Origin of the sequence: Halorussus amylolyticus, assembly GCF_004143485.2 — an archaeon.
GTDB classification, from domain to species: Archaea; Halobacteriota; Halobacteria; order Halobacteriales; family Haladaptataceae; genus Halorussus; species Halorussus amylolyticus.
Map to the genome: position 1 here is coordinate 311034 of NZ_ML974132.1, position 22517 is coordinate 333550.

The following is a 22517-nucleotide window of genomic DNA, read 5'->3' on the forward strand; positions in this document are numbered from 1 at the left end:
CAAGGCCGCCGCCCGTTCCGCCCCCGACCCCCCCCCCCCGGGGCGCCCACCCGGCGGGTCGTCGCCCGACAATTCTCCACAAGGGCTATACGCTCCCCACCGACAGCACACCCGATGGCCGATTGGAACACCGATTCGACGAGGTCGCCGACCGAGCGCGGGTCGCGCGCGCAGCGCGACCCGCGCGGTCCGGGCCGTCCGCACGTTCCGCGCCGCCTGTCCGCTCCGCGAACCGAAGCCGCGTTCGCTATCGGGGGCGGCGCGGTCGCGGTGAACAGTTCGCTCTACTTCTTCGGCGTCGAGGCGCTGTCGCACCCCGTTCTCACCGTGGTCGGGGTCGCGCTGCTGGCGGCGCTGTACGTCGAAATCGAGTAGCGAGCGCGTCGAAATCCGTAGCGTGCGACGGCCGAAAAGCGGCGCTACTTCGCGTTCGCGAGTCGGTCGAACTGCTCGTCGGTGAGGTCGATTTCCGTAGCGACGAGGTTCTCTTCTAACTGTTCGACCGTGCGCGCGCCCACGATGGGCGCGGTGACCTGCTCGTGGTGGGTCAGCCACGCGAGGCTGACCTGTGCGGGCGTCGCGTCCACTTCCTCGGCCACGGCTTCGGCGGCTTCGAGCGCGTCGAAGTTCTCCGGGGTCAGATACGAGTCGCGGAACTGCTGGTCGGTCGCGCCGCGGGTCCCCTCCGGCGGTTCCTCGTCGCGGCCGTACTTGCCCGTGAGGAAGCCGCCCGCGAGGGGACTCCACGGGACGACGCCCACGTCGTAGTCGGCGCACATGTCGAGGTAGTTCCCCTCGATTTCGCGGTTCGCGAGGTTGTAGCGCGGTTGGGCCAGCGTGAACGGTTCGTAGCCCCGCCTGTCCGCGATTTCGTTGGCCTTCGCGACCTTCCACGCGTTGGGTTCGAGCGTCGAGGTGCCGAGATAGTTGACCTTGCCGTCGCGCACGAACTCGTTCAGGGTTCGCATGAACTCCTCGGCGGGCGTCTCGTCGTCCCACCGGTGGATGTAGAGCAGGTCCACGTAGTCGGTACCGAGTCGGTCCAGAATCTCGTCGAGGTTGTTCCGGAGGTGCTTGCGCGAGAGGCCCCCGCCGTTCGGGTGGTCGGCGGTCGGCCAGTAAATCTTCGAGGCCACCACGAACTCCTCGCGGTCGCGGTCGGCGAGCCAGTTCCCGATGTACTCCTCGCTCCGGCCGTCGCCGTACATATCGGCGGTGTCGATGAAGTTCCCGCCCGCCGCGGCGTAGGCGTCGAGGAGTTCGTGGGCGCGCTTCTCGCGGATTTCTATCTCGCCCGCGTCGTTCTCGTGGCCGAATCGCCACGTCCCGAACGCGATTTCGCTGACTTGCGTGCCGGTCGGTCCGAGCGCCACCGTGTCGAGTCCCATAGTCCGATTTTCTCGGACCGGAGGGTTAAACGCGTCCATCTTCGAAAGCCGACCGGAACGGAGGACTCGAATCGGAGTCCGAGGAAATGGAGGGACGAAGGATTGAGACGACCGAAAGATTCGGCCGGGAGGGCCGAGCAGGCTCAGTCGCGGTTGTAGCCGTGACCGGCCAGCAGCGCCGCGACGTTGAGCGCGAGCAGACCGAGGAACGTAACGAGTTCGGCCTCCGAGGAGATACCGGTCGCGAGCAGCGGGAGGTAGAGGAACGGCAGCGCGACTGCCGCCCAGAAGCCGACGGCCTCGACCGGCGTCGTGAGCGCGTGCTCGTGGTACCGGTCGAACAGCGCTGCGAGCTTGTGACGCCCTGCGGTCGCTTCACCGGCGTCAGCAGGGGAACCAATGGCGGAGTTGTTTTCGTTTTGAAGGGACGGTTCGGACATCGTGGCGGTCACCTCGTCTTCAATCACTCGTTACACGGCAGGGGACATATAAGCGGGAGAGCGTTAGCGCAATTTCAAATCAGTTCATCCGAAACGCCGATTTTCGAAACGTTTCAAAAACGCCTTAGGGAGGGCTATAAAATTTAAAACCGGTTTTGAGGGTTTTTCCCGTCTTCTCGGTGGGTGTTTAAATATTGTCTCTCGCCTGCTCCAAGCGGGGTAATCAGGCGTTGCTTTCACTCGAATAGGCCGCGATACCGAACTGCTCGGAGCCGATTCGACTTCCCGTCGGGGGCGTCCGACGCCCCGGCGAACGGTTCTCCCGAGAGAAAAGCATGAGTGCGCTCGGCGGCAAGGGCACGTATGCGCGAGGGGGCGAACTGGATGCATCCGGAGGACGACCACCTGCTCGCCCTGCTACGTACCGAACGAAAGGACACGTTCAACACCATCGCCGAGCAGTTGCCGCTGACCGACGACCAAGTCGCCGAGCGGTGTCGGACGCTCGCGGACCACGGGCTCGTCGAACACCTCGGAAGCGACATCTACACGATTAGCTCGCTCGGAAAGCGGTATCTGGAGGGCGAGGTGAACCCGAGCGAACTCAACCGGGAAGAAGGATGACTCGACCCGTGGAAGGGAGCGTCGTAACTACCACGACAAATTTCGAAGAATGCCCGGGGAGGGCTCCGAACCCTCGATCTCCGCATGTCCCAGGTTCGAGGCTCGGCAGTCCTCGTCGGACATGGGGAGGCTTCCAAGGCCTGAGCACCGAATCTCAGAACCCTATGAGTGCGGCGCTATGTCCAGCTAAGCCACCCGGGCTCGACTTACCGTAGACGCGAGGTAGCCTTTAAAGTTCTCATCTCGACGCGGTGGGCCACCCGGTCCCACGGTAATTTCGGTCGGCGAAATCGCGGTGCGTCGCCGCCGCCGACCGTCGGATTCGAACCGGGGGCCGCACCCGGCGGATTTAAGCCGAGGGGATTAACATACCTGAGCATGAGCGTTCCCGGTATCGTGCAGTCCCGACTCGACGGCGAACAGGTCGCGGCCCAAGTCCCTCTCGGGGGCGAAGACGTGCTCTTCGTCACTCCGAGTCGAACTCTCATCTACCGCGCAGACGGCTTGCTCAGCGACGAGTCGGTCGAGGAGTACTCCCACGACGCGGAGCGAATCGAAATTTCCGACGGACGCCGGAAAGCCGCCGTCCAACTCGATTTCGGCATCGACGGCACCGAGAAGTTCAAGGTTCCGTCGAGTCGCCTCTACGAGGCGCTCCACCCCGTACTCGCTGGCGTCCTGAACGCCGCGGGCGTGACCGGTCCCGACGAGACGGTCACGCAGACCTACCAGTTCAGCGAACTCACGCTGGTCATCACGAGCGACCGCGTCGTCAAACACGTCGGCGCGGCGGTCTGGGACGAGGATTACGAGGAGTTCCGATTCGAAGACGTGACCCGCCTCGACGTGGAGGAGGGGAACGTCTCCTCCCAGATAATCATCGAGAGCGCGGGCCGTCCGCAGCGAATCAAGACGCCGAGCGACCAGACTCGCGAGGTGCGCGAGCGCATCGAACGCGCGCTCCTCGACTATCACGGCGTCTCCTCGTACGAGGAGTTCGCCCGCGAAGTTCGGGACCCCGAGACCGAGTCGGACGCCGAAACCGAGGGCGAAGTCGAGTCTGCGAGCGGCGACGACCGGGCCGACCCGCTCGCGGGCGGCGTGGACCCCATCGAAGCGAACCCGCCCGAACTCGACGACGACGGCGCGATTATCGACGACGACGCGGGCGTGACGACCGGCGAGCGACCCGGCGATGAACCGACGACCGACCCGACACCGAGCGGAGAACCGGTCTCGGCCGAGGCGGACTCGGATGATGCGGTCGCGCACGCCAACGAGACTGAGAGCGCCACAGCAGACGCGAGCGTGGACACCGACGGCTGGAGCGAGGAGACGACCGCCAGCGGCTTCGCGGACTCGGGCTTCGAACCCGCGAGTTCGGAACTCGAAGCCGACGACACCGACGTCCGTCTCGAAGCCCTGACCGAAGCCGTCGAGCGACAGAACGAACTGCTGGCCGCCCAACAGCGAACCCTCGAACAGTTGGTCGAGGAACTCAGTCGCGGCCGGTGACCTTCCGGATGCACTCCGGGCCGAACGCGCCGTGTTCCCCGGCGTCTAATTTGATGAAGTAGCCGGTCGAGATGCCCGCGCCGCATCGCCGACACGAGAACTCGCCTTCCTTGGTAACGACCTCGCTCTGGAAACTGACGTAGCCGCCGCCTTTCGGTCGAATAATGCCTTGCTCGCGCTCGATGACCCCGCGCTTTTCGGCCTCGTCGAGAATCGTCCGCGTGGTCGCGGGGTGGGTCGTGACCGTCTCGATGCGGTCTACCGCCTCCGCGACCGATAGCTCTGGGTCTTCGAGCTTCGAGAGGAGTTCGACGCCGACCTCGACGGGGTCCGGGTCGGCGGTCGAGTCGGCCGCTTCGCGCGTGCGGTCGGCCGCCCCGGGAGCGTCGTCTGCCATCGACTCGGACTCCCTCGTGCGACGAATTAAAGCTTGCGCGCAGACCGTCGGAGCGGTTCGACGCGGGCACGGAAGCGACCCCGAGACCTCGCGAACATTTAAATACAAAAACGGGTCCAACTCGGGGCGTGACGACCGCTCGTTGGCGAGCCTCGGTCCTGTCGCTCGTTCTCGTGGCGTTTCGAGGACAACGGCTCGCCCAAGCTTTACGCCGGTTCACGGCGTGGTTCCTCGCATGGGGGACCACCAGCGATACGTCTGCGAAGCGTGTGGGGACGAGTTCGAGACCGAGGCAGAACTCGAAAAACACGTCTACTGCGTGGGTCTGGTCGACTAAGCCGCCGCCGCGTGACTGTCAGGTGCCAGTGGGCGACTGATAGCCAACCGCCGTCGAGCGGCTAGTACATCTGTGGGGAACCGCCACCCGCGAGCGACTGACCGCGATGCGGTCAGTCGCTCGCACGTCGGTCTGCGCGCGACGGTGGCGGAATCTGGGCCTCGCTCGACCCGGAGTCGTCCGGTAAGACGCATCGCTCGGTCTCGGCGTTGACGTGGGCGTACTCGTCGGGCGCGTTCGCGAGCGCGTGGGCGGGGTTGGTATCGCTCGCCACGACCGCCGCCCGAACCTCCCGAAATCCACAGATTCGCGCCCGGATTCCGCGCCAGTGGTGTCGATTCGCGTCGGGAACGCGGAGCGTTCGCGGCGGGACGCGGTCGCTTCGGCGGGTCGCCAGCGACGCGCTGTTGACGTTCGCGGCGAGGTCGTCGTGGTCCACCACGACGCCGACGCGGGCGTCTGGCGGGGCGCGAGCCGTCAGCACGTCGAGTCCGAGATGGAGCGCCCGATACTCGGCGGCGTTGTTGTCGGCGACGGTGTCGTCGGGGAGGGCGAGACGGGCGACCCGTCGCCCGTCTCGCGTTTCGATGATGACGCCGAGACCGCCGTCGCCGGTGTTGAGGCTGTACGAGCCGTCTGTGGCGACGTAGAAATCTCGGTGGTGGGTCCGAGGCGGATGGGCGATGTGCGGCGTCGGCGATTCGTCGAACAGTGCCCGGAGTTGAGAGGGACGGCCGTACACGGCCATATTCCCCGGTTCGCTCCGGGTGGACTTAAACGTACGGCCGTTTCGAAACGCTGGGATTCATAGTGATTGCTGTGAGTATTTTCAGCATCCTTCAGAAATTTCGAGGTATCGAGGGGTGACTTCGTCGGTCTGTGACCGCTTGGTGGTACAGAGTCACAGCAATCACTATCAGAACTCGTCCAGCGTCGTCCGGGTCCCCGGCGACCGAACCTCGCTGACGAGCGCGCCGTCGGTTTCGAGTTCGAGTACCGACTCCGCGGCGTGACCCACCGCGTCGGTGGCGTCGGCGGGCGCGTACACCCCGAGTCGCCACTGCTCGCGCTGGACCTGCCGGAGCGCCGAGACGAGCGTGGACTGCTGGCCGAGTCGGCGAATCTCGCCGTTGACGATGACTCGCGTCGCGGATTCGGTCATGCTGGGCCTGTCGAGTACGTCCACGATGACCTCGTCGCCGTCCACTCCGGCGTTGACCGCGATTTCGGCCTCGTACTCGCGGATGTCGTCGTGGCCGGCGTCGATAATCTCTTCGGGCACGTCGTCCATCTCTGCCCAGACTGCGCGCTTGTAGAGGTCGCGGTCGCCGAGTCGCCGGGCGAACTCCCGCGTTTCGGGCGTGGCTCGGAGCGCCGAAAACAGGTCGTGGTCGTCCATCCGCCGGAGTTGCTCGGGTGCGACGTCCCCGTCGGCGAGCAGGCGCTCGCTCGCACGCTGGAGGATTCCCCGACAGATGCGGGTGACGTGGTGATTGTAGACTGTCGGATTCATAAGTGCTCGTGCGAGCAGGAGGCTCTCGGCGGTCGGGACGTTGCCCTCCGCGAGGACGAGTTCGCCGTCGATGAGCGTGAGTTCGCGCACGAGCCGCGCGTGGTCGATAGTGCCGTACGGAACGCCGGTGTGGTGGGCGTCGCGCACGAGGTAGTCCATCCGGTCTACGTCGAGTTCGCCCGCGACGATTTGGCCGAGGTTGGTCTCGCCCGCGATGAAGTCGGCGATAGTGTCGGGGTCGAGGTCGTGGTCGGCGAGCACGCCGCCGACCGTCCGCTCGTCGAGTAGGTCGTGAACGTCGTCGTGGTACTTTCCGGTGTGACGGTGAATGACCTCCTCGATGGTGTGGCTGTACGGGCCGTGGCCCACGTCGTGGAGGATGGCGGCGGCTTTGACTCGCTCGGCGCGCTTGCCCTCGATTCCGAGGTGGTCGAGCGCCTCGCACGCCAAGTGGTAGACGCCGATGCTGTGTTCGAATCGGGTGTGATTCGCGGACGGGTAGACGAGATGTGCGGGTCCGAGCTGCTTGATGCGGCGGAGTCGCTGGACTGCGGGCGTATCGAGGAGCGCGCGAGCGACGCCCTCGACCTCGATGTGGTCGTGGACGCTGTCCTTGATAGTCTTCATATTCCACAGTTCGGCGTCTTGGTATAAAAACCGCCGGACGACGGGACTCGGGGACTCAACTGGGAAGAGGGTGTCGCGCCCGGTGGCGCGAGTCGCGCTCAGTGTCGCGAGACGTGATAGAGGACGCCCCAGACGAACGCCAACCCGGTGGCGATGAACACCTGTCCGACGAACTCCGGGGCGAACTCGACACCGGTCGTCGTGACGAGTACGTCGCCCGCGAGTCGGGACATTCTCGCGAACGACGGCGCGGCCTCCCAGACGTACTTCGAGATGATTGCGGCGACGACCATGCTACCGAACGCCGAGAACGAGTGGGACCCGCCGGATTTCACTGGCATCTGTTACGTTCCTCCCTCGTACTACTCCGAGGGAAGTGCGCCCAATTAAATGTATCGCAAATCGGAGATATTCGGGGCGGCTACGTGCCCGGCGCGTCGTTCCACAGCGTGACGTGGAGCCGAGGCGTGTACCGAAAGCCGAACTCCTGGGCGAGTTCGGCCGCGACCGGTCGCGTCTCTTCGAGTCGGTCGCGAGTCGCGCCCTCGGGCATCAACAGCACGCTCGCGTCGGGAATCTCCGCGTCGGACACCTCCCGGAGTCGCTCGACGAGGCCGATGATTTCGTCCATCTCCGTCCGGTCGGACACCACGAACTTGAGTTGGAAGTCGTAGGCTTCCACCAGCGCCGCGAGCGCGTCGAGGTCGATGCGCCGGTCGTCGTGGCGCTCGGCCCACTCGCCCTCGCCTTTCGGGTCCGTTTCGGGCGTGGGCGTGCTCGACGCGAGTTTCGGGCTGACGCTCGCGAGGTCGATTGGGGCGTCCCGGTAGACGGTTCCGTTCGTCTCGACCGTCGTGTGATACCCCCGTTCCGACAACTGTTCGAGGAGCGAGACCACCGAGTCGTGAATCAGCGGTTCGCCGCCCGTGACGACCACGTGGTCCGCGCCGAACGACTCGACTTCCGCGAGAATCTCCTCGACGCCCATCGTCGCGTGGGTCGGCTCCCACGAGGTGTGGTACGAGTCGCAGAACCAACACCGGAGATTGCACCCCGAGGTTCGGACGAAGACGCTCGGCACGCCCGCGAGTCGGCCCTCGCCCTGCAACGATTCGAACAGTTCGTTTATCGGGAGGGAGTCGCGAGCCGGGTTAGCATCGCGGGTCGCGCCGGCGTCCTCGGTTGCTTCGACGTCACTGTTCACCGGCATCTCAGAACTCCGACCCGCCGCAGAGTTCGGCGGTCTCGCTCACCTGCACGCGAATCTCGGAGACGGTGTCGGGGAGCGCGTCGGCGAGTCTGCGCTCCAACACGACGCTCATCATCTCGGCGGTCGGCGGGGCGTCGAGAACGACCAACGAGTCGCCGTCGCCGCTCGACTCGAACGCCTCCACCAGCGGGTCGCCGTCCTCCAGCAGGAACATGTGGTCCCACTCGGATATTATCGAGGTAATATCTCCCTTATCCACGACCCACCCTTCTTCGCGGAGTTCACCTTTGACCTTCACGGCGATTTCGTAGTTGTGACCGTGCGGACGGCTACACTTCCCGTCGTGGTGGAGGAGTCTGTGGCCCGCGGAGATGCGAATCGGACGGTCTCGGCCGACGTAGAGGGTTCGCTCAGTCATACCTGAAGATTCTCTTGGGCGTACTTAAATTCGTTCGAACGACCTGATGCCCAGAGTGTATCCAGAAAGTATCGACTGCTTCGAATCGCAGGCGACAGAAGCAGAACTACTTCGAAAGCCCCCGCGCGTTCACGGTCGCTGACGCGGGATATTCGGCGTCTCTCGGCGCCGGAAGACAAACCGCGTCTTCCGAGGTCACACTCGCTTCGCTCGCGTGACCACCGCCCGACGCCGAATAGTGGCCCGCGCAGGCGACCACGCAAGCGTGATCGCGCGGCCCCTTTCATTCCACCCCCACGGCGGTCCGTCTCACCGGCGGTTTCCCGGTGGTCTGTGTCACCGGCCACAACGGAATCGGAACACGGCCTCACTCCTCGGAATCGTCGTCGGGCCTACGGGCGAGCCTATCGAATCGGCTCTGCGCCTCGGAGCGTCGGCGCTCGGACTCGTCGGGGTCGTAGCTCGCGCCCACCAAATTCCCGTTCTGGACCGTCACCCGGAGAATCGCGTCCTGATGGCGGGCGTCGTCGGGCAGACGACCCTCTCGCACGGCCATCTCGCCGACCGTCTCCTCGCCGTCCTCCACGAGCAAAACGGCCCGCTCGCCCTCGAACCGGTCCACGACCGCGGTGTAGCGTCCGTCAGGAATCATAGCTCTCCTCCGCCACGAGTTCGCCTTCGGCGGTCCGGACGAAAACCGTGTCGCCGTCGTTGTTCCAAATCGGCGTTCCCGACCCCCAGTAGTAGTCGCCCCCGCCGTCGGTTCCCGACCCGGTGTAGAGCGTGAGGCTCTCGCCGGGGTCGAGCGCGGTGCCCTCCGGGAACGCGTAGCGGTGGTCGGCCTCGTCGCCGACGGTCCACCCCGAGAGGTCGAGGGTTCGGTCGCCGCCGTTCCGGAGGACGACGTACTCGTCGTTCAGATTCTCGCGGTCGTCGCCCGCCGCGTCGGCGTGGACCTCGGCGACTTCGAGCGCCGCGGCGCTCGAAGTCGCCGAATCGGTTCCGCCGTCGGTGGCGGCCGTGGTGGTCTCCGAATCCGTGGTTTCCTCGGCGCTCGTCGCGCTACCCGCGCCGGTCACACCAGTACCTCCCCGCGCGGGGAATCTCGCTCGCGGTTCGAGCGGGTCGTCGCTCCCCGGCGCGATTTCCGGGGCGTCGCGGAGTCCGAGCGGGTCGGTCGCGGCCGCGCGCTGCGTTCGAACCGCGAATCGCTCGCCGTCGGTTTCGAACGCCACCGACCCGTGGACCCCGGTCCAGTAGGTCGGCACCTCACGGTCGGTGAGGCGTTCGAGGAGTTCGCGGTGCGGGTGGTCGTACGGCGAGTCGTAGGCGCTCTGAATCACCGCGACCTGCGGGTCGCTCGCGGCGAGTAGCCCCGGCCCGGTGCTGGTGTTGCTCCCGTGGTGGCCCGCCGCGAGGACCGAGGCGTCGAGTCGGTCGCTCGCGGTTTCGAGGAGGTAGCGTTCTCCGTTTCGCTCTGCATCCCCGGTCAGGAGCACGCTCGCGTTCCCCCGTGCGACCCGGAGGACCAGACTGTTCTCGTTGCGGTCCTCGCCCGAGAAGTACCCCTCTGGCGGCGAGAGGACGCCGACCTCCGCGCCCGCCATCGGAATCGAATCGCCCGCCTGCGCCCGATAGAGCGTCACGTCGTGTTCCTCGACGGCGTCGAGGTAGCGTTCGTAGGTCCGGGTCGCGGCCGCGATTCCGGGGTCGTACACCGCGCCCACGCCGTCGGCCTCGGTCTCGAAGTGGTCGATGACGGCGGCGTGGCCCCCGATGTGGTCGGCGTCGGCGTGGGAAGTGACGAGGTAGTCGATTCGGGTCACGTTCCGCGCCCGGAGGTAGTCGATGACGTGCGCGCCGTCGTCGTTCCAGTTGCCGGTGTCGTAGAGGAGCGTCTCACCGGTCGGCCCGACGACCAGCACGCTCGCGCCCTGCCCGACGTTGACGAAGTGGACCGAGAGGTTTCCGGCGGCTCGCGTCTCGGTCGAAGTCGCTCCGCCCGTCGAGTCGTCGGTCGAAGTCGATTCACCGGCCGAAGTCGAATCGTCGGCCGGGACCATTTCGGTCGGCGACGCGGTTTCTTCGCCGGAGGGCGAGTCAGTGAGTGTGCCCGACCCGCCGAGGCATCCGGCGAAAAGCACCGACATGACGACGACTGCCAAGACTGCGCGGACGACCGGACAGGACCGAAAGCGGGCGCTCATCGGTACGTTCGAGGGCGCGCCGGGACAACACTCCTTCTCAAAATAATATGACACGTGCGCGCGGAAGAATCCCGAGGATGGCGTTCCCCGGACCGGTAGGACGACCGAACTTCCTGAACGACCAATAGCTTGAACTTCCGGACCGCCGTCTATCCTGGCGATGGGGGAGACGCCTCACTGCCGAGGAGCGGTCGAACCCCTCGGAGGAACACATGCGTAGCGACACCGAGACCGAGCGCGAGCCGCCCGAGGTCGCGGCGGCCGCGACCTCGGACGACAGCACCGAGAGCGCCGACCGTCTCGCCGACGAGAACCGGCGGCTCCGCGCCGAGCCGTCTCGCGGCCGACGCGCCACCTACCGGTACACTGCGCTCGGTCTGTTCGGTCTCGGCGTCGTCGCGGTCCTCGGTGCGGTCGCGTTCCCCGACTCGCGCGACGTGCTGTTCGCGCTCGGCGGTACCGGACTGTTCGCGGGGGTGCTGACCTACTCGCTCACGTCCGAGCGGTTCGTCACCGCGACCGTCGCCGACCGGATGTACGCCCCGCTCGCCGAAACCGGCGCGGAACTCGCGGCCGAGCGAGACCTCACCGACCGGCGCGTATACGCCCCGGCGAGAATCGACGCGCCCGGGTTCGCACCCGTCAGGCTGTTCGTTCCCCGACACGCCGACGACGCGATTCCCGACCCCGACGAACTCGACTCGCTGTTCGTCACCGACGACGGTCGCGAGCGGGGCGTCGCGCTCCCGCCCTCCGCGGGCGCGCTCTACCCGGAGTTCGAGCGCGAACTGGTCGATTCGGTCGCTGAGCGACCGTCCACGCTCGCAGTGCAGTTGACCGACGCGCTGGTCGATGGGTTCGAACTCGCGTCGAGCGCGACCCCGGACGTCGAACGAGGCCGCGTCACGGTCGAAATCGAGGGAAGCGCGTATCCCGACCCCGACCGATTCGACAATCCGATTCCCTCGTTTCTCGGCGTCGGATTCGCGGCGGGTCTCGACGCGCCGGTGACGACCGCAGTCGCGGTCGGCGACGGTGCGACGGATTTCGTCGTGACCTGCGAGTGGGACCCCGACGAGACTGGAACCGAAGCGACCGCGTGAGACGACGCCGCCTGAAGTCGGTTCGAGCGGTCAGAGCACGCCCGGCGGGAGCATCCCGACCATCCGGCGGGCGACTACGAGACCGAACGCGGCGAGTCCGGCGAGGACGACCCACCGGACCGACCCGTGCCACCCGGCCGAGACCGTCGAGGACGCGACCACTTCGAACACGACCAGCAGGCCGACGACCGACGCGCCGAGGAACAGTTCGAGCGCCAGCGCGTCGAACAGCGTCAGCACGACCACGACCGCGAGGAGCAACGCGACGAGGACGCGGACGAATCGAAGTCGGCGCGACGTTTGCATGGCGACGACGTACGTCGCCGACCGATTAGAAGGGCACGCATCGTTTCTCGACCGGAGAGACCGGACGCCCGAGCCGAGCGTCCGGTCCCGATACCGGTGGAGTGAGTATGCGGTCCCTACTCCCCGAAACTGCCGATTCTTTTTTGGTCGTCACCGAGGTACGTGCGACGAGAATGGGACCTGTTCGACGGACACGAGTAGCCGTCTCGCGGTTCGTCCGGAATTTTCCCGCCGACCTCGCCGCGACCGTCGCGCTCGCGGTGCTGGCGGGGGGTGCAGTCACGCTGCCGGGCGTGCGCGAGACGCCGGTCCCGTTTCTGTTCGCGTTCCCGTTCGCCCTGTTCGCGCCGGGATACGCGGTGGTGGCCGTCCTCTTTCCCGAGCGCGGCGGCGTGGAGTGGGCCGACGAGCGCGACGCAATCACCTTCCCGCACACGAAACGACGAATCGGCGGTCTCGAACGCGCGACCCTGTCGGTCGCGGTGAGCGTCGGCGTCGTCCCGGTCCTCGGGATACTCCTCGTGCTGACCGGCGCGGGTCTCACGCTCGTCCCGGTCGTCGCCGTCGTCGGAGGGTTCACGCTCGTCACGTCGGTCGCCGCCGCGATTCGTCGCTCGCGGCTTCCGCCCGAGAATCGGTTTCGAGTCCCGTACCGACGGTGGGTCGCGTCGGCTCGGACCGCACTCGGGCCGGGCGACAGTCGGACCGACACGGCGCTGAACGTCGTCCTCGTGCTCTCGGTTCTGGCCGCCGCGAGCAGCGTCGGCTACGCGGTGGCGGTCCACGAGCAGGGCGAACCGTTCACCGAGTTCTACCTCGCGACCGAGAACGGGACCGGGGCGCTCGCGGCCGACGGCTACCCCGCGAACGTCACGCTCGGCGAGACGCAGTCGGTGGTCGTCGGCATCAGCAACCACGAGCGCGAGGCGACAGATTACTCGACTGTGGTGCTGTTACAGCGGGTCGCGCCGGAGAACGGGTCGGTCGTCGAATCGAATCGACTCGACGGATTCGACGTGCGCGTCCCGGCCAACGAGACGGCTCACGTCACCCACGAGGTGCGACCGAACGCGACGGGCGACCGCCTGCGCCTCCAGTTCCTCCTGTATCGGGGCGACCCGCCCCAGGACCCGACGCGTGAGAACGCGTATCGCCGAACGCACGTCTGGACAGACGTGCGTTCGACCGCCGAAACGTGGAGGTGGCGACCCCGCCGAAACGTGACTCGAACCTAACTGCTTTTGTCACGGTCGAACCCCGAAAACCGCGCTCATCGACCGTCTCCGGGAGAGTAATCACGGCCTACCGGATATTCAATGTAAGCTTAATAGACTAAAAAGAGACCAAAATAGATATAAGCTATCGGTATCGCATTGAGATTGCGTAGGGTCGGGCGAACCGCGACCCGCCCGACGACGGCAGCACAGTGGCTGACCACCAGCAGTAGACACATCTACGATGACAGCGAACCACCCATACCGAACCCCAGACGAGGGGACCGAGAATTGGCACGTCCCGCTCAACGAGAACTTCGAACAGCTCGACACCGACGTCGAAATCAGAGACACCGCCGACAAGCGCGACTCGTACGAACCCAAGAACGGCGCGAAGTTCCTGGCAATCGACACGGGAGCGACGTTCGTCGGCGACGGAAACGAGTGGTCGAGAGCGCCCGTTCAGCCCCACGGCCACGACAAGCTCCGGATTCCCGTGAAGTCTTCGGACCCCGCCGAGGCCGCGGTCGGCGAAATCTGGTACCGCGGCGACCAGAACGCGGTGAAGGTCCAGACCACGAACGGCCCGGCGCAGTTGCAGGTCGGGTCGGCGGAGTCGCCCGACGACGGTGACGGCTCCGACGCCGAACCCGACGTGTCCGACGCGTACACGACGATTCCGTTCGACAGCAACGACTACACCGACGCGTTCACGAACCTCGATTCGTACGGTACTCGACGCATCGTGGACCAGACCCGAAGCGGGTCGGACCTCGACCGAACTGCGCTTCGCGTGGACCTCGACCAGGGTGATTTCTGGGGCACCATCCTCAAGTACGACTTCACGAGCGAGGGCCACGACGAACCCGAGGAAATCTACGCCCGCTACCACGTCTACTTCCCGAGCGGCTTCGAGGCTGGCGGCACCGGCGGAAAGCTCCCCGGTCCGGCCGGACCGTACGGGAGCACCGGGCAGGCCGGAAACGCCGCGGACGGCACCAACGGCTGGAGCGCACGGGGCGCGTGGCGAGCGGCCGACTCGTCGAGCGACCCGCGAAGCGTCCCCATCCGCCCGGAGTACTACGTCTACCACGCCGACATGAGCGGCAGTTACGGCGACCGACCCAAGTGGGATGTCGAGTTCGAGCGCGACCAGTGGTATCAGGTCGACCAGCACGTGAAGATGAACACGCCCGGCCAGCGCGACGGCGTGGTCGAGGCGTGGGTCGACGGCGAACAGGTGTTCGACGAGACCTACCGCTTCCGGAACGACGGCTACGACGACATCAAGATTCAGAAGTACTGGTTCACGCTGACCTACGGCGGAAGCCAGACCTCGCCCTCGGACAACTCGGCGTACTTCTCGGACCTGACGCTGTCGCCGTCGCCGTTGCTGTAAGCTTCGATTTCGGGTTTTCTTTCGGCGCGCAGACTGCTCGCTGTCGCTAACGTACTGTCGTCAGTACACCGTCTCCAACAGCGGTCGTTCTGGCGGTAGGGAGCGCCTACTCCGGTTCGGACTCCGGCTTCCGTGTCGAACAGTGCGGCTTTTTTATCACGGTCGCCCCCGTCTGACCGACGACCGTTCTTCGATGGTTTCGTTCGAGATTCCCCAAGCCGCCCGCCGACGCTTCAGCTTCGGCCGCGTCGGAACGCTTCTCCTGTACGCAGTGCCGACCGCCGGACTCGCCGGACTCGCGGTTCCGTACCTCCTCGGATTCGAGACGCTGGCGATTCTGGCCACCTACATCGCGGTCCCGTGTCTCGTCGCGCCGGTGCTCTACTACTACGCGACCGGAACCCCGGCGCGATACGACTCGGAACCACACCGGTCTGAGCGACGGGGCGAGACCGCAACGCGAGGGCACTCCGACCTCCGGACCGAGAAACTGTTGGCGTCGGCGTTCTTCGTCCTCCAAGCTATCGCGGTGTTCCTCCTCGTCTCGACGCCGGTTCGGCCGTACAGCTACTACGTGGTGGTCGCGCTGTCGGCTGGCGTCGTCCTCGCCCAGATTCTGTTCCTGTCGTCGTCGCACTGGCGCGCGATTCGGATTCTGTCTCAAATCGCCCTGCTGAACCTCAACGTCCTCTGGGGGGTCACGTTCAAGTACAACTTCTACATCGGGCGCACCGACATCCTCGGCCACGCGTGGCTCGTCCAGAAGATTCTCCGGGCCGAGACGACCGTCGGGCAGTTCTCGGGGTTCTACCGGTCGTTCCCGCTCTGGCACGTCCTCGGGTCGATGGAACACTTGCTCGCCGGGTCGCCGTGGAAACCCCGGATGACGCTGTTCGCCATCAGCGGCCTGCTGTTCTGTTTCGCCGCAATCGGCGTCTTCCTCACCTCGATGTACGTGTTCGGTTCGTACAAGGTCGGACTGGTCGCCGCGCTCCTGACGTGTCTGCACCCCAACGCCATCGCGAACGGGATGTACGCGATTCCCCGGAGCGCGGCGTCGTTCTTCTTCGTGATACTCCTGTTGCTCTGGGTCAAAAACGACAGGCGGTCGATACTCCTGTTCGCCGCGCTCACGATGGTCGTCGCGGCGTACCACACCGCCTCGCTCCCGTTCGTGTTCCTGATTCTGTCGGTCGAGTACGGGATTCGGAAGGTGGCCCTGCCCCGGGCCGACGACGTGGGGACCACCTATCGAGTGCTGGTGCTCGTCGCGGTAATTCAGGCGTTCTACTGGGTGTTCTTCGCGGACTACCTCATCAGGCACGTCCTCGGTGTGATGTTCCAGTCGAGCACTCCGGGCGCGATAAACTCGGGTATCATCGGCCAGCCGGTGACCGAACTCCTCAACTATCTCCATCACAGCATGTTTCTGATTCTCATCCTCGTCGGGGTGCTGACCGCGCTCACGACCGACCGACTCCGGGGTCGGGCGAAGGTCGTGATGCTCTCGGCGCTCTGTCTCGCGGCGGTGACGTTCCCCGGCCCACAGCTCCTGCTCGGAAAGCTGGCCGAGTCGTTCAACATCCTCCGATTCGCCCAGTACACCTACCCGTTCATGGCGATGGCTGGCGGCTACGGACTGGTGGCGCTCTACCGACGGACGGCGTCGGCCGGGCTGACGGGCACACAGATTCGCGCCATCGCGTTCGCCGTCTTCCTCCTCCTGTCGATGTTCACCGTCTCGAACGACTTCACCGCGTCCGACAATCCGCTGGTCGAGCGCCAGTTCTACACCTACTACGTCGCCGACTCCGAGGAGGAGAGCATGCAGACCATCGCGGGGATGAGTTCGGGTAACGTGCTGTCGGACTACGTCACCGAGCGGTATCTGTCCGCGTCACCCTACGAGCGGAAGGGTCGCGTGCTCGGGGTGAACGAGGACGCCGACCGGATGTACCTCGGGGGCGACGAGAACGTCGTGTTGGTCCGAGAAGGGGAACTCGAACGCCGGTCGGTCCAGTTGCGCCAGACCGACCGCTACCGCGACGATTCGGACTACCTCGGGTCGCTTCGGTACGTCGCGCCGACCGCCCCGGTGTGGAATCAGACCGACGACCTCGACCGGGTGTTCGATTCGGGGAGCGTCGTGGGCTACAAGCAGTCCCCGGTGGTCGGGCCGCCCCGAAACGCGACGGTCGAGTCGTCGGCCCGAAATTCGACCGCCGAAAGCGCGCGACGAGACGCCGCTGGCGTCTCGTCGCGCGCGGTCGTGAACGCTCCCTGAATCGCCTGCGAACCTCCTGACCGCCTGCGAACTTCCCGACCGCCCGGACCCTACTGCGACGAGAGTCGGTGCACGACCCAGTTGTGAACCGTCTTGAGAACACTCACTCCGGGCGTCCCGTCGAGAACCCAGAGACCGACCACCGCGAGCGCGCCGAGCAGTTCGACCCCGGTGAACGCCGTCACCGAGAACGACCGCAGATGGCCGACGAAGGACGGTCTGGTGGTGTACTCGATTGCGGGCACGACCGGCCACAGCAGAAATCCCAGTTCCCCGTACTCGCCCGCGAGGAGCGGAAACACTGCGTCGCCCGCGATGTGAGTGAGGTAGCCCACCGCGAACGCGTCGGCGACCGCCGTCCGATTTCGGCGCCGGAGGACCAATCCGACCGCACCCACGACGAGCGCGGCCACCAGAAGCGAGTGTGTCAGCGACCGGCCGTTCGGCAGGACGCCGAGCGTCCACGCCAGCGGCTTGTCCACGAGGTCGGGAAACTGGGTTCCGAACGCGAGCGCGACGGTCGGCAGGCTCTCGGGCGCTCGTCGCGTGCGCACGCGAACCAAAATCGAGTACGAGAGATACCCCACGGCCAGATGCCCCCACGGCCACATGAGGACTCGTTCGCGGCGTACGCAGTTAGTCTCTGGGGGGCTGAACGCTCGGACCGGAGTCCGAGTCGCTCGACCCGCTCCGCACGCGGAGCGGGTCGAGCGTCGTCCGGACTTACCGGCGCGTAATCCGGCTTACCGCCGTTTCCCGGCGTTTTTTCCGGCCTTACCGGAATCGTAGGCGGTGACAGTCGAATCTCGGGGACACCCTAACTCCGAACGCGGGAATCGTAGGCGAACCGTACCTCTTGAAAAGTACGTGGGATTATATTGAACATTCCTGCGTTTATATCCGAGGCTCCGATGAACGACAGTCCAGCTTATGACGGCTGTCTCACAGCACGCTCGAACCGGCAGTGACCATTATCCTCGGCCTGAATCGCGTTCGAACGCAATCCTTAACGGAGGCGTAAAATGAGCGAGGAACGCGACCGAATCGGCGAGCGCGGAGGCGACGCTCGCGGTTCGCGCGTAAACTGCGTCGTCGGACTCGGGTACGTAGGCCTGACGGTCGCGGTCGCGCTCGACCGCGCGGGGTATCCGACCGTCGGCTACGACATCGACACGGAGAAAATCCGCGAACTGAACGCCGGTCGCGACCCGACCGGGGAGTTCGGCGACGACGCCATCGCCGCGAGCGACATCTCGTTCACCGACTCCCCGACGGACATCGAGCGCGCGAAATACGTTCACGTCGCCCTCCCGACGCCGATTGACGAGACGGCGAGACCCGACCTGAGCGGACTCGAAGTCGCGAGCGAGACCATCGGACGCCACCTCGCCGACGACGCGGTCGTCGTGTACGAATCCACGCTCTACCCCGGCGCGACCCGCGAGCGATTGCGGCCCGCGCTCGAACGCGGCGCGACAGCGGGGAACGGCGCGACGTTCCGGGTCGGCTACTCGCCCGAGCGAATCGTGCCGGGCACCGCCCGAACCACGACCAACGTCACGAAGGTCGTCGGTGCTGAGGACGACGAGACGCGCGCCGAACTCGAAGTCCTGTTCGACGATATGGTGGGTGGCGACGTCTACCCGGTCGAGAGCATCGAAATCGCGGAGGCCGCCAAGTGCATCGAGAACGTCCAGCGCGACGTCAACATCGCGCTGATGAACGAGTTCGCGCAGGGGTGTCGCGAACTCGACTTCGACCTCGACCCCCACGCGGTCCTCGACGCCGCCGGTACCAAGTGGAACTTCCACCGGTACGAACCCGGACTGGTCGGCGGCCACTGCATTCCGGTAGACCCCCACTACCTCCGCCACAAGTTCGAGCAGTCGGGCTACGTCCCCCAGCTAATCCGGTCTGCCCGAACCGTGAACCAAGGGATGTCGGGGTACGTCTGCTCGCTCGTCGTCGACGCGCTCGAAACCGCGCGGGCCGAGACCCGACTCGTCGAGAGTTCCGGAATCGCGGAGGGGTCCGGCACCGCGAGCGCGGCGTCAGAAGCCCCGTTCGGGGCGCGAGCGCTGCTGCTCGGATTCACTTACAAACCGAACGTCGGTGACGTGCGAAACTCCGCGGTTCAGGACGTCGCGGAGGGATTGAGTCGGCGCGGCATCGAAGTCGTGGGCCACGACCCGCACTTCGACGCCGAAACCGTCCCGGAGACGTTCGACTTCGAGGTGCAGTCGTCGGTGGACTTCGACGACGTAGACTGCGCGGTCGTGCTGGCCGCCCACGACGAAATCCGCGACTACGACCTCGAACGGATGGCCGACGAGATGGCCGACGACCCTGTACTGGTGGACGTCGGGAACGGATTCGACCCCGACGAAGCGACCGCGCACGGATTCACCTACCGGAGGCTGTGACGTGTACCGAGAGCACACCATCGGGGTCGTCGTCCCCGCGTACAACGAGGCGTCGTTCGTCGGTGGCGTCGTCCGCGACCTGCCGGATTTCGTGGACCGAATCTACGCCGTGGACGACGCTTCGACCGACGCGACGTGGGACGCGATTCGCCGCGTTTCGGCCGAGGTAGCCGAGACGGAGAGCGAGTCGAGACGCGACGGCGCCGACCGAATCGCGGTCACCGACGGCTTCGGTCGCCTCTCGGCCGACCGCCACGTCGCGGCGTACGAGACCGAGGGCCGCGTCACTCGCATCAGACACGCCGAGAACAGGGGCGCGGGCGGCGCGATACAGACGGGCTACCTCGCCGCGCTCTCCGACGACATCGACGTGATAGCGACTATCGACGGCGACGGACAGATGGACGCCAGCCTCTTGCCTCGCCTGCTCGACCCCATCGTGGCGGGGCGGGCGGAGTACGCGAAGGGGAACCGATTCGCCGACACCGCGCGGGTCGTGTCCGAGATGCCGCCGTTTCGGCTGTTCGGCAACGTCCTCTTGACTGGTCTGACTCGCGTGGCGACCGGGTATTGGGGACTGTCGGACCCCCAAAACGGCTTCACCGCCGCCTCGCGCGAGGCGCTCCTCGCGGCCGACGTCGAGAGCCTCTGGGAGTACTACGGCTACATGAATCAGCTGATGGCCCGACTCAACGCCGAGGGCGTTCGCATCGCCGACGTGCCGGTGCCGACCACCTACGGCGACGAGGAGAGCGGCATCGACTACTCCCAGTACATCCGAAAGGTGTCGTGGCTCCTCGTCGCCTCACTGGCCGCGCGACTCCGACCCGGTCGGGGCGACCGACTCGTCTCGCCGGTCGCGGTCGGCTATCTCGTCGGGACGCTGGCGACCCTCGCCGGAGTCGGGCGGACTCTCCGGTTAGCGGGGCGAAACGGCGGCGGCTCTGGCGAATCCGGACGCGGCGGACGTCGATTACTGCTCGCGGGTCTGGTCGGATTCCTCGCGGGGGTCGCGTTCGACACCGCCGAGGGTCCGGTCGTCGTTGACGAACCCTCGGGTGCGGCGAGCGAAGCACCCGACACCGGGGACGAACCCCGGTCGGTCGCCGCGACCGACGGAGGGCGCGAATGACCGTCGAACCGACCGAGTCGGTCGAACCGACCGACTCGGCCGCGGGGCGCGCCGACAGGGCCGACCCGCCCACGGTCACGTTCACGGTGACCCATCCCCACGACGCCCACCTGTTTCGCCACGCCATCGCGGAACTCTCGGCCGCGGGCTACCGAATCTACGTGTTCGCCCGCGAGAAGGAGATGGCGGTCGAACTGCTGAAGGCGTACGACATTCCGCACATGGTGCTGTCGGGCGACCACACCTCGAAGGGCGGTCTCATCAAGAGTTGGCTCACGTTCGAGTACAATCTGCTCCGGCAGGTCCGGGCGCTCGACCCCGACCTGATGGTCGCCGAGGTCGGGGTCGCCACCTCGCAGGTGTCGGCCATCCTCGGCGTGGACAGCCTCGTGTTCGTGGACGCCGAACACGCCACGCTCCAGAACCGACTCGCGTTCCCGTTCGCCGACCGCATCTGCACCTCGCGGTGCTTCTGGGACGAAATCGGCTCGAAGCAGGTCCGGTACGACGGCTATCAGGAACTGGCGTACCTCCACCCCGACAGATTCGACCCCGACCCGGCGGTCCTCGACGAGGCGGGTCTCTCCGAGGACGACACCTTCGTCGTGCTTCGAGCGGTGGGATGGAACGCGGCCCACGACATCGGTGGGAGCGGGTTCGACGGTCTCGAAGCCGTCGTCTCCGACCTCGAATCGACCGGCGCGGAGGTCGTCATCACGTCCGAGGAACCGCTTCCCGACCACCTCGAACCGTATCGGGTATCGGTCGCGTCCCACCGGATGCACGACCTGATGTACTACGCCGACCTCTACGTCGGCGAGAGTCCGACGATGGCGACCGAGAGCGCGGTTCTCGGCACGCCGGCCATCTACGTCTCCACGATTCGGATGGGGTACACCGAGGACATCGAGGAGCGGTACGGCCTGCTGTTCAACTACTCGGGCGAAGACCGCCAGATGCGCGCGCTCAGCAAGGCGAAAGCGATTCTGACCGACTCCGACCCCGAGGAGTGGGCCGAGAAGCGACGCCGACTCCTCGCGGACAACAGGGACACGACGGACGTCATCGTCGAACAGGTCCGGGAGATGGTCGGCGACACGCGGGGTGACGACTCGTGAAGCCAGCGCTGACGGCACCGACGCCGACCGACACGGCGTGCATCACGCTCGACCTCGAAGACAACTGGGACTTCGAGTCGCCCGACCTCCGGTATCTCGTCTTCGACCACCTCGACGAGTACGTCGCGCTGCTCGACCGACTCGACGTGCCGCTGACCGTGTTCGTCGTGGGGCAGGTCCTCGAAGACCGGCCCGAAGCCGTGCGGCGACTCGACGACGAACTCGACGCGGAGTTTCACCTCCACTCCTACCAGCACGACATGCACAACGAGGTCAGCCTCGAAGCCGAGGTTCGGAAGGGGACGCGGGCGTTCGAGGAGGTCCTCGGGCGCGACCCCGACGGCTACCGCGCGCCCCGATTCATCGTGAACGACGGCGACCTTTCGACGCTCTCGGACGCGGGATTCGCGTTCGACAGCAGCATCTGCCCGTCGTACCGACCGGGGGTGTACAACAATCTCGACCTGCCGACGCGACCGTACTACCCGGCGGAAGCTCCCGGCCTGCTCGAACTCCCGGTCTCGGTCCACCCGCGACTCAAGATTCCGTTCGAGCAGAGCTACCTCCGACTGTTCGGCGAACCGTATCTGCGACTCCTGGAGCGGTCGGCGCTCCCCGACCTGCTCGTGTTCAACTCCCACCTCCACGACTACTTCCACACGGCGGCCCACGACAATCTGGGTCGGATTCGCCAGTTCGCGTTCAAGCGCAACATCGACCGGTCGCCCGAGACGTTCGAGCGATTCGTGGGCCTGCTCAGGGAACGAGGCTACCGGTTTCGAAAGCTCGGTGACGTGAGCGACGAGATACGAACGCCCGACTCCGCCGCGAGAGCAGAGTCGGCTCCGGTCGAATAGCTCGG

Annotated in this window: 23 protein-coding genes and 1 tRNA gene; 11 read left to right on the forward strand and 13 right to left on the reverse strand. The window is 66.0% G+C overall.

Features of this window, described 5'->3' with window-relative positions:
- The first annotated feature begins 114 nt into the window (after nucleotides 1-114).
- Nucleotides 115-375: a hypothetical protein gene (locus EKH81_RS08855; protein WP_132059403.1), complete on the forward strand. Its 261-nt coding sequence runs from the start codon at nucleotides 115-117 to the stop codon at nucleotides 373-375.
- A 44-nt stretch (nucleotides 376-419) separates the two neighbouring features.
- Here the strand turns inward: EKH81_RS08855 and EKH81_RS08860 are convergent, their stop codons facing one another.
- Both EKH81_RS08860 and EKH81_RS08865 read right to left on the reverse strand, forming a co-directional pair.
- Nucleotides 420-1388: an aldo/keto reductase gene (locus EKH81_RS08860; RefSeq protein ID WP_132059402.1), complete on the reverse strand. Its 969-nt coding sequence runs from the start codon at nucleotides 1386-1388 to the stop codon at nucleotides 420-422.
- A gap of 143 nt (nucleotides 1389-1531) precedes the next feature.
- Nucleotides 1532-1828 (reverse strand): DUF8028 family protein, encoded by a 297-nt coding sequence (locus EKH81_RS08865; protein WP_132059499.1) that lies wholly within the window; start codon nucleotides 1826-1828, stop codon nucleotides 1532-1534.
- A gap of 363 nt (nucleotides 1829-2191) precedes the next feature.
- On the opposite strand from EKH81_RS08865, the gene EKH81_RS08870 reads away from it, so the two are divergent.
- A complete protein-coding gene (locus tag EKH81_RS08870) occupies nucleotides 2192-2452 on the forward strand; it encodes a hypothetical protein (RefSeq protein ID WP_132059401.1) in 261 nt (86 codons plus the stop codon).
- 50 nt (nucleotides 2453-2502) lie between these two features.
- Here the strand turns inward: EKH81_RS08870 and EKH81_RS08875 are convergent.
- Nucleotides 2503-2653, reverse strand: a tRNA-Met gene (locus EKH81_RS08875).
- 177 nt (nucleotides 2654-2830) lie between these two features.
- Here EKH81_RS08875 and EKH81_RS08880 point away from each other — a divergent pair.
- Nucleotides 2831-3967 carry a DUF7115 domain-containing protein gene (locus tag EKH81_RS08880; protein ID WP_132059400.1) on the forward strand — a complete coding sequence of 379 codons (1137 nt, stop codon included), beginning with the start codon at nucleotides 2831-2833 and terminating at the stop codon, nucleotides 3965-3967.
- Here the strand turns inward: EKH81_RS08880 and EKH81_RS08885 are convergent.
- From EKH81_RS08885 to EKH81_RS08920, 8 genes are all read right to left on the reverse strand, one after another.
- Nucleotides 3951-4364, reverse strand: coding sequence for a DUF5830 family protein (locus tag EKH81_RS08885; protein ID WP_132059399.1), 414 nt, complete (start codon nucleotides 4362-4364; stop codon nucleotides 3951-3953). The genes EKH81_RS08880 and EKH81_RS08885 overlap by 17 nt on opposite strands.
- 449 nt (nucleotides 4365-4813) lie before the next feature.
- Nucleotides 4814-5449 carry a reverse transcriptase-like protein gene (locus tag EKH81_RS08890; RefSeq protein ID WP_132059398.1) on the reverse strand — a complete coding sequence of 212 codons (636 nt, stop codon included), beginning with the start codon at nucleotides 5447-5449 and terminating at the stop codon, nucleotides 4814-4816.
- A 168-nt stretch (nucleotides 5450-5617) separates the two neighbouring features.
- On the reverse strand, nucleotides 5618-6841 hold the full coding sequence (locus EKH81_RS08895) for an HD domain-containing protein (protein WP_132059397.1): 1224 nt from the start codon (nucleotides 6839-6841) through the stop codon (nucleotides 5618-5620).
- 98 nt (nucleotides 6842-6939) lie between these two features.
- Complete coding sequence (locus tag EKH81_RS08900; protein ID WP_132059396.1) at nucleotides 6940-7182, reverse strand: hypothetical protein; 243 nt, start codon at nucleotides 7180-7182, stop codon at nucleotides 6940-6942.
- A gap of 80 nt (nucleotides 7183-7262) precedes the next feature.
- On the reverse strand, nucleotides 7263-8051 hold the full coding sequence (locus EKH81_RS08905) for a 7-carboxy-7-deazaguanine synthase QueE (RefSeq protein ID WP_132059395.1): 789 nt from the start codon (nucleotides 8049-8051) through the stop codon (nucleotides 7263-7265).
- Nucleotide 8052: 1 nt separating this feature from the next.
- Nucleotides 8053-8469 (reverse strand): 6-pyruvoyl trahydropterin synthase family protein, encoded by a 417-nt coding sequence (locus EKH81_RS08910; RefSeq protein ID WP_132059394.1) that lies wholly within the window; start codon nucleotides 8467-8469, stop codon nucleotides 8053-8055.
- 367 nt (nucleotides 8470-8836) lie between these two features.
- Nucleotides 8837-9121 (reverse strand): DUF3006 domain-containing protein, encoded by a 285-nt coding sequence (locus EKH81_RS08915; protein ID WP_132059393.1) that lies wholly within the window; start codon nucleotides 9119-9121, stop codon nucleotides 8837-8839.
- The gene (locus tag EKH81_RS08920) at nucleotides 9111-10676 is read right to left on the reverse strand and encodes a lamin tail domain-containing protein (protein ID WP_202935097.1); all 1566 of its coding nucleotides are present in this window, start codon (nucleotides 10674-10676) and stop codon (nucleotides 9111-9113) included. The genes EKH81_RS08915 and EKH81_RS08920 overlap by 11 nt, the downstream gene beginning before the upstream one ends.
- 212 nt (nucleotides 10677-10888) lie before the next feature.
- On the opposite strand from EKH81_RS08920, the gene EKH81_RS08925 reads away from it, so the two are divergent.
- Entirely contained in the window at nucleotides 10889-11779 is an 891-nt protein-coding gene (locus EKH81_RS08925; protein ID WP_132059392.1) for a DUF7982 domain-containing protein, read from the forward strand.
- Between the two features lie 30 nt (nucleotides 11780-11809).
- Here EKH81_RS08925 and EKH81_RS08930 read toward each other — a convergent pair whose 3' ends face one another.
- Nucleotides 11810-12085: a DUF8044 family membrane protein gene (locus EKH81_RS08930; RefSeq protein ID WP_132059391.1), complete on the reverse strand. Its 276-nt coding sequence runs from the start codon at nucleotides 12083-12085 to the stop codon at nucleotides 11810-11812.
- A gap of 173 nt (nucleotides 12086-12258) precedes the next feature.
- On the opposite strand from EKH81_RS08930, the gene EKH81_RS08935 reads away from it, so the two are divergent.
- From EKH81_RS08935 to EKH81_RS08945, 3 genes are all read left to right on the forward strand, one after another.
- A complete protein-coding gene (locus tag EKH81_RS08935) occupies nucleotides 12259-13320 on the forward strand; it encodes a DUF1616 domain-containing protein (protein WP_132059390.1) in 1062 nt (353 codons plus the stop codon).
- Nucleotides 13321-13543: 223 nt separating this feature from the next.
- On the forward strand, nucleotides 13544-14698 hold the full coding sequence (locus tag EKH81_RS19315; protein WP_202935098.1) for a polysaccharide lyase: 1155 nt from the start codon (nucleotides 13544-13546) through the stop codon (nucleotides 14696-14698).
- A 193-nt stretch (nucleotides 14699-14891) separates the two neighbouring features.
- Nucleotides 14892-16982, forward strand: a complete 2091-nt coding sequence (locus tag EKH81_RS08945) for a glycosyltransferase family protein (protein ID WP_132059389.1) — start codon at nucleotides 14892-14894, stop codon at nucleotides 16980-16982.
- Nucleotides 16983-17032: 50 nt separating this feature from the next.
- Here the strand turns inward: EKH81_RS08945 and EKH81_RS08950 are convergent, their stop codons facing one another.
- On the reverse strand, nucleotides 17033-17593 hold the full coding sequence (locus EKH81_RS08950; protein WP_132059388.1) for a metal-dependent hydrolase: 561 nt from the start codon (nucleotides 17591-17593) through the stop codon (nucleotides 17033-17035).
- Nucleotides 17594-18004: 411 nt separating this feature from the next.
- On the opposite strand from EKH81_RS08950, the gene EKH81_RS08955 reads away from it, so the two are divergent.
- Genes EKH81_RS08955 through EKH81_RS08970 form a run of 4 tightly spaced genes read left to right on the forward strand, consistent with a single transcriptional unit; the run spans nucleotide 18005 to nucleotide 22512 of the window.
- Nucleotides 18005-19405, forward strand: coding sequence for a nucleotide sugar dehydrogenase (locus tag EKH81_RS08955; protein ID WP_132059387.1), 1401 nt, complete (start codon nucleotides 18005-18007; stop codon nucleotides 19403-19405).
- 1 nt (nucleotide 19406) lies between these two features.
- On the forward strand, nucleotides 19407-20537 hold the full coding sequence (locus EKH81_RS08960; RefSeq protein ID WP_132059386.1) for a glycosyltransferase family 2 protein: 1131 nt from the start codon (nucleotides 19407-19409) through the stop codon (nucleotides 20535-20537).
- A complete protein-coding gene (locus EKH81_RS08965; protein ID WP_132059385.1) occupies nucleotides 20534-21655 on the forward strand; it encodes a DUF354 domain-containing protein in 1122 nt (373 codons plus the stop codon). Before EKH81_RS08960 ends, EKH81_RS08965 begins: the two co-directional genes overlap by 4 nt.
- Nucleotides 21652-22512 carry a polysaccharide deacetylase family protein gene (locus EKH81_RS08970; protein ID WP_132059384.1) on the forward strand — a complete coding sequence of 287 codons (861 nt, stop codon included), beginning with the start codon at nucleotides 21652-21654 and terminating at the stop codon, nucleotides 22510-22512. The genes EKH81_RS08965 and EKH81_RS08970 overlap by 4 nt, the downstream gene beginning before the upstream one ends.
- Nucleotides 22513-22517 lie beyond the last annotated feature (5 nt).